Source organism: Psychrobacter sp. CAM01 (genome assembly GCF_032842965.1).
GTDB lineage: Bacteria > Pseudomonadota > Gammaproteobacteria > Pseudomonadales > Moraxellaceae > Psychrobacter > Psychrobacter celer.
Window position 1 is genome coordinate 88,135 of the sequence record NZ_JAWJBL010000003.1, and the last position, 11,339, is coordinate 99,473.

Annotated in this window: 10 protein-coding genes and 1 tRNA gene; 5 read left to right on the forward strand and 6 right to left on the reverse strand. The window is 47.5% G+C overall.

Annotated features, from left to right (window positions below; genetic code table 11):
* Nucleotides 1–80: 80 nt before the first annotated feature.
* Together ftsW and murD are read right to left on the reverse strand one after the other, a co-directional pair.
* Nucleotides 81–1,277 carry a putative lipid II flippase FtsW gene (ftsW, locus tag R0I52_RS01590; RefSeq protein WP_172953132.1) on the reverse strand — a complete coding sequence of 399 codons (1,197 nt, stop codon included), beginning with the start codon at nt 1,275–1,277 and terminating at the stop codon, nt 81–83.
* Nucleotides 1,278–1,583: 306 nt separating this feature from the next.
* Nucleotides 1,584–3,017 carry a UDP-N-acetylmuramoyl-L-alanine--D-glutamate ligase gene (murD, locus tag R0I52_RS01595; RefSeq protein ID WP_317052875.1) on the reverse strand — a complete coding sequence of 478 codons (1,434 nt, stop codon included), beginning with the start codon at nt 3,015–3,017 and terminating at the stop codon, nt 1,584–1,586.
* A 763-nt stretch (nt 3,018–3,780) separates the two neighbouring features.
* On the opposite strand from murD, the gene R0I52_RS01600 reads away from it, so the two are divergent.
* From R0I52_RS01600 to R0I52_RS01615, 4 genes are all read left to right on the forward strand, one after another.
* Entirely contained in the window at nt 3,781–5,280 is a 1,500-nt protein-coding gene (locus tag R0I52_RS01600; RefSeq protein ID WP_289000339.1) for a SulP family inorganic anion transporter, read from the forward strand.
* Between the two features lie 134 nt (nt 5,281–5,414).
* A complete protein-coding gene (locus tag R0I52_RS01605) occupies nt 5,415–6,269 on the forward strand; it encodes a universal stress protein (RefSeq protein WP_075101867.1) in 855 nt (284 codons plus the stop codon).
* A 500-nt stretch (nt 6,270–6,769) separates the two neighbouring features.
* Nucleotides 6,770–7,108, forward strand: coding sequence for a P-II family nitrogen regulator (locus tag R0I52_RS01610; protein WP_010197981.1), 339 nt, complete (start codon nt 6,770–6,772; stop codon nt 7,106–7,108).
* An 80-nt stretch (nt 7,109–7,188) separates the two neighbouring features.
* Nucleotides 7,189–8,451: an ammonium transporter gene (locus tag R0I52_RS01615; RefSeq protein ID WP_317052876.1), complete on the forward strand. Its 1,263-nt coding sequence runs from the start codon at nt 7,189–7,191 to the stop codon at nt 8,449–8,451.
* Nucleotides 8,452–8,614: 163 nt separating this feature from the next.
* Here R0I52_RS01615 and R0I52_RS01620 read toward each other — a convergent pair whose 3' ends face one another.
* The 3 genes from R0I52_RS01620 to R0I52_RS01630 all read right to left on the reverse strand — a co-directional run bounded on the left by R0I52_RS01620 (nt 8,615) and on the right by R0I52_RS01630 (nt 10,480).
* Nucleotides 8,615–8,998, reverse strand: a complete 384-nt coding sequence (locus tag R0I52_RS01620; RefSeq protein WP_289056706.1) for a DUF2147 domain-containing protein — start codon at nt 8,996–8,998, stop codon at nt 8,615–8,617.
* 306 nt (nt 8,999–9,304) lie between these two features.
* A complete protein-coding gene (locus tag R0I52_RS01625; RefSeq protein ID WP_317052877.1) occupies nt 9,305–9,568 on the reverse strand; it encodes a hypothetical protein in 264 nt (87 codons plus the stop codon).
* 66 nt (nt 9,569–9,634) lie between these two features.
* Nucleotides 9,635–10,480, reverse strand: coding sequence for a DNA/RNA non-specific endonuclease (locus tag R0I52_RS01630; protein WP_317052878.1), 846 nt, complete (start codon nt 10,478–10,480; stop codon nt 9,635–9,637).
* A 202-nt stretch (nt 10,481–10,682) separates the two neighbouring features.
* Between R0I52_RS01630 and R0I52_RS01635 the strand changes: the two genes are divergently transcribed.
* Nucleotides 10,683–10,773: transfer RNA gene (locus tag R0I52_RS01635), tRNA-Ser, on the forward strand.
* Between the two features lie 235 nt (nt 10,774–11,008).
* Here R0I52_RS01635 and R0I52_RS01640 read toward each other — a convergent pair.
* Nucleotides 11,009–11,339, reverse strand: a 331-nt coding sequence (locus R0I52_RS01640) for a transposase family protein (protein ID WP_317052879.1), incomplete at its 5' end; no start/stop codon positions are given.

The window sequence follows — 11,339 nt, forward strand, 5'->3', positions numbered from 1 at the left end:
CGCTTTTTAAACACTTTGCAATACAGTCAAGCCCTAGGCATTAAGCATTAAGCATATAGTAACGAGGTTTGGTTTAGGGCTTAATAATAACGGCACTGGCTCTTTTCAATCTCAGGGCTTTCTTTGTAGATTTTTAGCAGCAGCGCTACCATCACAAGACTGATCAGCATAGATGAACCACCATAACTAAAAAATGGCATGGTCAAGCCTTTGGTCGGAATCGCTCCCATATTCATCGCCGCATTGATGATGGTTTGCGCAATAAACACCACACCGATACCAAAAGCGGTATAGCTCATGCGCATCTGCCGACGTTTTAGCGCGTTGTAACTGATGCGCATCGCACTACCGATGATCAGCGCCTCAAGCACCAAGACCATCGTCACCCCGACAAAACCCAGCTCCTCACCTGTGATGGCCAATAAAAAATCGGTATGCGCTTCAGGCAAATGCGAGAGTTTTTGAACACTCTCACCATAGCCCACGCCAGTAAACTGCCCACGACCAAAGGCAATCAAACTGCGCGCCAACTGATAGTCGGTATCTTGCACATCATCGAACGGATCCATAAACGACATCACTCGCACCAAGCGGTACTGCGCCGTTGTCACCATCAACACAGCCCCACCGATGGCAGCGGCAGTCAGTGCGACAAAGTGCTTGTAAGGCGCACCTGCGATATAAAAAATCGCAAAAATCGTGCCTAAAATAACGACAAACGAGCCAAAGTCTGGCTGCGAGAGTAGGAGCATGGTAATCAGCACCACCACCAACATAATGCGCAAAAAGCCATCTAAACCATTGCGCACTTCAAACGAGCGGCGCACCACAAAGTCAGAGACAAAGACAATCATTACAAGCTTGGCCAGCTCGGCCACCTGAAAGTTAAAGACACCCAAATTTAACCAGCGTTTTGAGCCGTTAATCGGAGTACTAAACAAGGTAGCAACGAGCAGCAAGCCGGTAACCCCCAGCAATATGAACTGGGTCTCTGTCTTATAAAGTCGCCGCAAAGATACCCCATAATAAGGGATGGCGGCGATGATAAGTCCAATGGTCATATAAAGCAGCTGGTTTTTAAAAAAGTACAGCTCGCTCATACCACGGCTCAGGGCGAATGGGATAGAAGCAGAGGCGACCATCAACAAGCTGAGCACCAGCATACAGCCAACGCTCGCTATCAAAACAGCACGCGCTGACGGCATCGATAAAATACCATCAGCGCCAGTGGCTGTCTTTGGTTGGGACGAAGAACGAAAAAGAGAAGAGAGCGCCATAATTTTATATACACTAACGAACGAAAAACACGGCGTCTATACAACGCCACCGTTTAAAAAAACACATACCAACAAACAAACCTGAGGCTAAGGCTAAGACAAACAACGACTGGCCATCATCAGCCATCAGCGCAATTAGACGTCACCCAAGCAATGATACAGTCATCTCTACGCTTGATTGGTAGGCTAGCTATAAAAGACAGTAGCAGCAATCTATAAGCAAAACAATCATTTATCAAAAAACACCTGTGCGCCTTCCCCATCCACCAACTGCCGGCATAGGATGCCAGATGGCCACTCATACCACTAAGGGGTCGCTGTCTCTGCCGACTCGCTTACTAACTGATGAACCAATCGACCAAAATGCTCACCGCGCGCAGCATAACCGCTGTATTGATCAAAGCTGGCACACGCAGGCGACAATAGCACAGCCTGTACTTGCGAGAGACTGCTTGAGGTCACTTGCAAGATAGTGGCAAAGGCGTTTTCTAGCGTTTGGCACTGATGCAGCGTCACGTCATGACTGATCTTAGCCGCGCGCAAATGCTGCTCTATCAGCGGGGCATCTTCGCCAATAAACAAAACCTGGCTGACGTACTGATTGATAAAAGGCGCCAGCTCACCAAACGCCTGCCCCTTACCCTGTCCGCCTAATACCAGCAGCAGCTTGCCATCTTTTGGCGCATAGACAGCGCCAAGCCCTTCGATGGCTGCTATGGTCGAGCCGATATTGGTGCCTTTTGAGTCATTAAAATAATCGATACCAGCCACGCTTGCCACGTATTCACAGCGATGCTCTAGACCTGTGAACCGCTGCAAAGTCGTCAGCATACTCGCCAGCGGCAACCCCGCCAGCTCGCCTAATGCCAGCGCCGCCTGCGCGTTGAGCAAATTATGCCGACCTTTAATCAACAGTTTGTCTGCCGACAGTAGTTTTTGTGTACCGCGCGCCAAATAAATCTGCCCATCAGAATCGACAATCAGCCCATATTGGTCTTTGTCAGGCGCATGAATACCTGTACTGATTCTAGGTAAGTTATCAGCCACCAGGGGTCGCGTCAACGCATCTTCGCGGTTGATGACCACTGATTTAGCGCCTTGAAAAATACGATGTTTGGCTTGATGGTAGCCGAGCATATCGCCATGACGATCGAGATGATCAGGCGACATATTGAGCACAGTCGCCACTTGCGCACCCAGATTGCTCACCGTCTCTAACTGAAAGCTCGACAATTCAAGTACAGCAAGCGCCATCTCACTATTTTCTAATAGCGTCAGCGCCGGTACGCCGATATTGCCACCGACACCGACATTGACGCCCGCATCTGCCGCCATCTGACCAACCAAGGTGGTTACCGTGCTTTTGGCATTAGAGCCTGTAATCGCGACGATAGGGACACGGCAGACGTCACAAAATAATTGAATATCGCTGACCACTGGGATATGGGCTTGACGCGCCGCCGCCACCGCAGGCGTGCTAAGGGCGATGCCTGGGCTGATAATGATACGCGCCGCCTGCTGCAATAGCTCGGCGTCAATCGCGCCAAACTGACGCGTTGTCACGGCCTCTGGCAGCTTCACTGCCAACGCTGGCGCCGCTTGCGCATCGGTAACAGCGACCTGATAGCCTTGCTCGACCAAATAATGCGCCACCGACAGCCCCGACTGCCCCAAACCGACCACGACTTGTAACCCACTGCCTTTATGAAGTAAGGCTTCTGTTGTAGTACTGGTGGTCATATCTATTCCTTCTATTAAAATTAAACAAGCAAACGATGGGTAATATGGCTAAGATACAGGATAAGACGATTAAAAGAGGCCGTATATAGTGGCTGAAGCGGCTGGCATGGCATTAGCGATGCTGCTGTATCAAGCGTTAAGCGCTACCGTCAAGACAACAATCATGATAACGGTATCGTTCAGGTTTCGGTACTGATTTTTTATGACTTTATGCTATTATGCGCCTGTTTTTATATTCAGGGTCTAATGCTATAATAGCCGCCCTGATCTATCAGCACAGGGTTTTTGCTAAGTCCTACTCTAAGTCTTGGGCTTGGCATTTTAGTGTAGCATGTTGTTAGTGTTTGCGTGCGATTTGCCCCTCAGTCACTTTTGATTTGCGGCGACTGTAGGCTACCTTGCTATCAAAATCAAACTACTGTGCTTGTTGGACAGCGTTTTATCACCTTCTATTGCAGCATCTCATTGCTGACTCTATACGTTATTGTAGGTGCTATTTTATATACACTACTTTAAGCACCCATTTTAAATACTATTTTTAGGCAATCTGATAGGATTTATCATCATAGTTATTATTGGTGAGTGTATTTGTGATACCCATCAATAAATCCATCGATGTGTTGATGATTGACCTCTGATAATTCAATGCCACAACATGACAAGGCGCATGTTGTGGTAGAAAAAGATGAACCGCTATTTTATAGCGACGCGATCATTTTATGGATGATTACTTTTTTTGCCTCTAACCCTACGCAGTTTACTTATGACATCTTTTATTGATAACTTACGTGACGAGTGGTTTTCCAATGTTCGTGGTGATGTGTTATCAGGTCTGGTCGTTGCCCTCGCCTTAATTCCTGAAGCCATTGCCTTTTCTATCATCGCTGGGGTCGATCCAAAGGTCGGCTTGTATGCCTCGTTTTGTATCGCGGTGGTGATCAGTTTTGTCGGTGGTCGTCCAGGTATGATTTCGGCGGCGACAGGCGCGATGGCACTGGTGATGGTCGACTTGGTCGCTGAGCATGGTTTACAGTATCTACTGGCCGCGACTTTGCTGTGCGGCGGTATTCAGATTGTGATGGGTATTTTAAAGCTGGGTAATTTGATGCGCTTTGTCTCGCGCTCGGTGGTGATTGGCTTTGTCAACGCCTTGGCGATACTCATCTTTGCCGCCCAGCTCCCTGAACTAAACCCAATGACTGAGCGCGTCGGGATGACGGTCTACATCATGACCGCAGCGGGCCTTGCGATTATTTACTTGTTTCCGCTGATTCCGAAAATCGGACGGGTGATCCCATCACCGCTTATCTGTATCGTGGGTCTGACAGCGGTGGCGATGTATATGAACCTTGATATTCGTAACGTCGGCAGCATGGGTGATCTGCCAGATTCGCTGCCGATGTTTTTGTTGCCAGACATTCCTCTAAACCTCAATACTTTACTGATCATCGCGCCTTACTCTATCGCGCTTGCCATCGTAGGTCTGCTAGAGTCTATGATGACGGCGACCATCGTGGATGAGCTGACAGATACGCCAAGTGATAAAAACAAAGAATGCCGTGGTCAAGGGATGGCTAACGTGGTGTCAGGTTTCTTTGGCGGTATGGCCGGCTGTGCAATGATTGGCCAGTCGATGATCAACGTCAAATCTGGTGGTCGGACACGCTTGTCGACCTTGATTGCCGGTGTGGTGCTGCTCATCTTAGTGGTGTTTTTGAGCGACTGGGTCAGTCAAATCCCGATGGCCGCACTGGTGGCGGTGATGATTATGGTGTCGATTGGCACTTTTAATTGGCAGTCTATTCGCGAGTTTAAAACGCATCCGATGTCATTTAACATCGTCATGCTAGCCACGGTCGTGACCACAGTATTTACGCACAATCTGGCGTACGGTGTCGGCGTCGGTGTCCTGCTATCTGCCTTGGCCTTTGCCAATAAGATTGGTCAATTCTTAACCATCTTTAGTGAGTACGATGAGCGTAGCAACACGCGTTATTACTATGTGCAAGGACAGGTGTTTTTTGCCTCGACCACGCAGTTTTTGCACAGCTTTGATACCAAAGAAGCCGTAGATAGTATCGAGATTGACGTCAGCCAAGCGCACTTTTGGGACGTCAGCGCCGTGGACACTTTGGACAAGCTGGTCATGCGCTTGCAACGAGAAGGCATTGATGTCAAAGTGGTAGGACTCAATAATGCAAGCCGAACCCTGATTGACCGTTTTTCTATCCACGATCGCCGAGACATTGGCTTGCTGGATTAATGCATTACCAGTAGATAATTGAATATATAGTTTAATAAACAGCTGCGTTGGTTGAGAGAGTTGGGTATCAGTCACATTGCCCAGCTTTTCGCCAAGCAGCTGTCTTTTTATTGTCGGAATGATGTGGTGGTCTTATGAGTAATTTAAAACCAGATAGTGTGATTGCCTGCTTGGACTGTCCTGATCATGTGCAAGCCGTGTTAGAGGCCAGCATGTGGGCAGCCACTCGCCTGCAGGCGCCTATTGGCCTGTTGCACTCGGTGCCAAGCTTGCAACAAAAAGCCGCGGTAAACTACTCTGGCTGCCTCAATATCGACGACGAAAACACCTTGCTTGAGCAATTTACCAACAAAGAGCATCTAAGCAACTGTGAATTAAAAGCCCAAGGCAAGCTGCTGTTACATCAAGCCACTACCTACTGCGAGCAGCAACGACAAAAACTCAAAACCTATACGTTGCATCGGCACGAAAACCTGAGTGAAAGTATCGATTATGTCGATGACAAAGCGCAATTGATCGTCATCGGTCATCATGTTACTTGCAAATCGACTTTAAGCCGACTCATCAGAGTCAGTCTTTGCCCCATTTTGGTGACTCATGCACCATTTTTGCCCCCTACAACGGCGCTATTTGCCTTCGACAACAGTCCCACTTGTCATAAAATGCTCAATTGGCTCTGTAAAACACCGCTTATTCGCGCCTTAACCGTCCACATCGTGATGGTGGGCAAAGAAAACTCTGAAAACTGCGATGCGCTGCGCGAAGCTTACGCACGCCTCAAGCAAGCGGGCATCAAGTCGAAAAAGGCGTTACTCGATTGCCGCGACGTGACAGCGGCACTCAATTATTATCAAACCGAAAATGACATTGGCCTATTGATGTCAGGGGCGTTTGGGCAGTCGCGCTTACGTGAGCTATTGCAAGGCAGCGATACGGAAAAACTACTGGTCAGCACCCAAACCCCTTATCTGCTTTTTCCTAAAGCATAAGGGCTATCCCAAAGGCTATACGCCACACCGTCTGCCGCCTGATTCTCTTATCTTATCAGCGCTGAGTATTGTGTTTATGCATTGCGTTTATGCTCGGCGCGTTTTTTTGACCGCATCCCCTATACCTCATCCCTTATATAGTGATGACAGGTATCCCTTTTCGTTTTTATTATTTATAAAAACCGCTTAGCAAATCGTCACATGAAATAAATCGATAGCCTCCCCTAGCGCCTAGAAAGTTGGTTATAATAAAGTTTTCATAGGCTTAACGCCAAAGGTTGATTGACGCGGTATAACGCATGACGATAAGTATAATCGCGGCGTTATAGTGCGTGATGTGTGTCATGATACTGGTGATTTTTGTACCAATAAGCCCACTCCTACCTACCCCCTTGAGTAGGTTTGGCACAGTTCTTGAATGACCTATATCAAGCATGACCACGATGAGACGCACCACAACTTCTCTCAACCTGCGGCATCACACAAATAAGGAATTTTTTATGAAGCTAATCACTGCGATCTTAAAACCGTTTAAGCTCGATGACGTGCGTGAAGCGCTTTCTGACATCGGTGTCAAAGGCGTTACTGTCACTGAAGTTAAAGGTTTCGGTCGCCAAAAAGGCCACACAGAGCTCTATCGCGGCGCAGAATACGTGGTGGACTTTTTACCTAAAGTAAAAGTCGAAGTGGCTGTTATTGACGAGATGGTCGAGCCTGCTATCGAAGCCATCACCCGCATCGCGAGCACAGGTAAGATCGGTGACGGCAAAATCTTTGTCACAGCACTCGAGCAAGTCATTCGTATTCGTACGGGCGAGACAGGTCCTGACGCTATCTAAAGCGCACGACCTACTTACAAACGCTGATTTGTAAGTCCTACCTAACGCTCTATATTGCATCAATTCAAGGGGGAATTAACATGCAAAACCAAATCTTTGAGCTTCAGTACGCACTTGATACGTTCTATTTTTTAATGTGTGGCGCGCTCGTCATGTGGATGGCAGCGGGTTTTACCATGCTAGAAGCAGGGCTGGTCCGCTCCAAAAACACCGTTGAGATTTTAACCAAAAACGTCGCTCTATTCGCCACCGCCTGTACCATGTATATGATTTGCGGTTATGCCATTATGTATGGCGGCGAGTGGTTTTTGAGTGGTATCGCAGGTGGCGACGCCTTGGTCGCCGATGCGCTAGCTGCCTCTAGTGAAAACGGCTTTGGCGGCGACTCTGTCTACTCTGCAGCCTCTGACTTTTTCTTTCAAGTGGTGTTTGTAGCGACCTGTATGTCTATCGTCTCAGGCGCAGTGGCTGAGCGTATGAAACTATGGTCGTTTTTGTTGTTTGCAGTGGTCATGACAGGGCTGATTTATCCATTAGAAGGCAGCTGGACATGGGGCGGCAACGATGTGTTTGGTTTATATAGTCTTAGCGACTTGGGGTTCTTTGATTTTGCTGGCTCGGGTATTGTGCATATGGCAGGAGCGGCGGCGGCTTTGGCGGGCGTACTACTATTAGGTGCGCGCAAAGGCAAGTACGGACCAAAAGGTGAGATACGGGCAATACCGGGGGCCAATCTGCCATTAGCCGCCCTTGGGACATTGATATTGTGGATGGGCTGGTTTGGGTTTAATGGCGGCTCCGTTCTCAAGCTGGGCGATATCGCCAGTGCCAACTCTGTGGCCATGGTGTTTTTGAATACCAACGCCGCAGCCGCAGGCGGCGCTATCGGAGCATTGCTGCTGGCACGTTTGATCTTTGGTAAAGCGGATCTGACCATGCTCTTAAACGGCGCACTCGCGGGGCTGGTCGCCATCACTGCTGAGCCATCGACCCCTTCTGCCTTACAAGCCACGCTCTTTGGGCTGATCGCTGGGGCTATCGTGGTTTTGTCTATCTTGGCACTCGATAAACTGAAAATAGACGACCCAGTGGGCGCAATCTCAGTACACGGCGTCGTGGGTCTGTTTGGTTTACTTCTCGTGCCTATTACCAATCCTGCGGCGACTTTTTTGGGTCAAATCGCAGGCGCGGCAACGATCTTTGTCTGGGTGTTTGTCGCAAGCCTAATCGTTTGGTCACTGATAAAGCTGATCATAGGTCTGCGCATCTCTGAAGAGGATGAATACGAAGGCGCGGATATTGCGGAGTGTGGCATGGAGGCATATCCTGAGTTTGTGATATAAGGCTCAACCTAACGTCCCTTAATCTAGTGCCTCTTAATTTAGAGCCTCTTCATCTAGTGTACTTTCACTTATTGTATTAAAGAGATGCCCCATCAAAAATCCCGCCAAACCGAGAAGTCTGGCGGGATTTTTGTGTTCTAACGCTTAATATAACGCGTATGGTTTATTTCTTTTTCCACACTTGGCTACGGGAGAATGGACCGATATAGCCTTTTAGCTTTAGAGTGTTGCCATTTAAACTGGCTGTCATACGATAGTCTTTACCCTTTTCTGGGTCAGTGATCGTACCACCGCTATATTTACCACCACCGTCAGCTTTTAGGCCTTTGATGACGGTCATGCCGACGTGTTTTTTGCCTTTGGCGGAGTTCGTTGCAATGAGTTTACCGGTCAGCACCCCGTTAGACTCGGTGATTTTTACCGTGCCTTTTGGCTTACCGTCGTCATACGTCTGCCATGTTGTATTGTGTAATGGATCGGCGGCAAACGCCATGGTCGCCATACTGATACCGGCAGCTGCTAAAGCGGTTTTTGTAAATAGTTTCATAGAGTGACTCCCTTCATACAATGATTAATCAAACAATGATTACTCGAAACGTGATGTTTCTGCTGTTCTATGCTCATCCTTTGCTAGAATCTTTTATATAAGCGCTGCGATTTTACTCATCAACACCGCACATCGTGAGCTAACATGTGCCATTTGATAGTCGTTATCGCAATTGCTCACAAGCTTTTGTCCAAAGATTTGAGCGACATAAGCGATGTCTTGACCCATTATAAGCAATTTTATCTGTTTGCCTAGTAATTTTTTTGTACTTTATTATTTCTATAAAACCAAAACCATATCAAAGAGTTACAGGAAGGGGTTGTCGATATTTTTGTCCGATTGGTCATCATTTTCTTTTGACTTTGCCTCGTTATTGCTATAAGGCAAACCATCATCAAAAGCTTGCATAATTTTGGTTGTCAGCTCGTGTAGCTGCTGAGCCTGATGATGCCCTGCCGCATCGAAGGTCACATCGATATCGCCATAAATCGTGATTTTGTCCTGCTGGTTTTCGATGACCAGCTCTCCAATTTGCATGCTTTGGCGGTTATTGGCAAAGGGTTCAATCATTTTGTCATCCTTTTTATAGTTATTCAATCATGCATATCAGCACATTGAGATGTCGCTAAAAGCGCGTCAAGCCTGTAATTGAGCCAGTAGCCACTCAATAATGGCCAAAACAAACAGCAGCCATGTCGGCTCCTCTACCGGCTGATCAGGCAAGTCGGCGCTTTCACCTGCCTTTAGTGGCAGCGCAAACGCTTGCGCTTTGGTCTGGCGATCGAGCACCGGCAAGACATCAATGCCGACTTTAGCCGTTAGCTCATCTACACTAATGACCTCTATGCGCTCTGACTCATCATTGGGCGCGTAATACACCCCTGCTTGATCGGTCGCTGGAATATAGACAGCCTTAAAAAAATGGCTGGGTACCAATACGCGCTCGGCAAGCTGTTTGGTCTTTTTGCCCGTAAAAGCCACGCCCGTGATGGTATAGACTTCGCCATACTGCTGGGTTAAGTAGCGGGTAGCAGACTCGATATTACGCCAAACATAGCGGTTGTTGCGCGGTGACTGCGGGGCAATATTGGCCAGACTAAAACTGTCGTATTGCTGGCTGCGATTGGCCATATTGGCATTGGGCGCTAGATGCCCACGATCATAGCCTGAGCCTGAATAATCAGACAACGAGGCGCGCATAGATTTAGGTAGACGGCTCTCCTCATGAAAGCTGTCTTCGCGGTCGATGGTTTTTGCTTGCTGCAAGCGGCGGCGGTCTAGATGCTCAGCTGACCACAATGGTGTCCGTGACACGCCCGAGTACATAACGGCAAACCCGTCCATACACAGCGCTTGAGTATTCTTATCAAGCTTGGTATTGGTAAACTCTGGATAAACGCCGCCATAAAAAGATTGACTGCACTGAGTAAGATCATCTGCCTGCGCTGATGATAGCCCTACTACAATAGCAAATACCGCCATTATGCTGTTGTTTAAAACACCTTGATACCCACCAACTCTTATCATGCAACTCTCAATCGTCTATACTAGTTATTACGTATGCGTATCCTAGCAGGCGTCCATCAATAAAGAAAGATAAGGCGTAAGTGGTGACTTTTTAAATGGTATCCGCTATACTTAGCCAGTCTAAAATCAGTATCGTGCAAATGCGGTCTGTCTAAACGGTGAAGTGGGTGAGTGGCTGAAACCGCACGCCTGGAAAGTGTGTATACGTTCATAGCGTATCGAGGGTTCGAATCCCTCCTTCACCGCCAATCTTACTAAATGCTAGTTTTCCTACCTCTTCCCATATATCCCTATATATACCTACAACCCTTTATAAATAACGCGTCTAGCGTTTTTTTATGCCTGCTATTTTCCCAATGCGATCCAATGTGACCCACCTATCCTGTGGCTTGTGTTGGTCTATGGCTTCATTAGTCTGTAAATTAAAAATACACTTACCGCAATACGCAATATCTGCTCTAAATACTAGACCTCTTGCAAAAGTCATAGTCTAAGCTCGGAATTAATGATACCAGCAAACAGCTTCATTCTAAGATCGTAGCGCTGACGACGGTTGCGATATTTATGAGCCACGATTTTAAACAACTTGATTAAGCCTATTTTGTGCTCAACCACAATACGGAACTTTGCCAGATAGTGATTGGCCTGTTTGCATATCTCCAATAACTGACCACCACGAGGTTTCTTAAATGGTGTGAAAGTTTGGTTATGTAGCTTTGCTAACCCTTGATAACCACTGTCTGCTAGATAGTTAGTATTCTCAGGTAACCAATCAGGACAAGTATCTTTATACAGCTTAAAATCGTGGATTGAC

Bases quoted from the DNA above. Each gene is read 5' to 3' on its own strand.
- ftsW (WP_172953132.1), bottom strand. From the start codon at position 1,277: ATGGCGCTCTCTTCTCTTTTTCGTTCTTCGTCCCAACCAAAGACAGCC.
- murD (WP_317052875.1), bottom strand. From the start codon at position 3,017: ATGACCACCAGTACTACAACAGAAGCCTTACTTCATAAAGGCAGTGGG.
- R0I52_RS01600 (WP_289000339.1), top strand. From the start codon at position 3,781: ATGACATCTTTTATTGATAACTTACGTGACGAGTGGTTTTCCAATGTT.
- R0I52_RS01605 (WP_075101867.1), top strand. From the start codon at position 5,415: ATGAGTAATTTAAAACCAGATAGTGTGATTGCCTGCTTGGACTGTCCT.
- R0I52_RS01610 (WP_010197981.1), top strand. From the start codon at position 6,770: ATGAAGCTAATCACTGCGATCTTAAAACCGTTTAAGCTCGATGACGTG.
- R0I52_RS01615 (WP_317052876.1), top strand. From the start codon at position 7,189: ATGCAAAACCAAATCTTTGAGCTTCAGTACGCACTTGATACGTTCTAT.
- R0I52_RS01620 (WP_289056706.1), bottom strand. From the start codon at position 8,998: ATGAAACTATTTACAAAAACCGCTTTAGCAGCTGCCGGTATCAGTATG.
- R0I52_RS01625 (WP_317052877.1), bottom strand. From the start codon at position 9,568: ATGATTGAACCCTTTGCCAATAACCGCCAAAGCATGCAAATTGGAGAG.
- R0I52_RS01630 (WP_317052878.1), bottom strand. From the start codon at position 10,480: ATGGCGGTATTTGCTATTGTAGTAGGGCTATCATCAGCGCAGGCAGAT.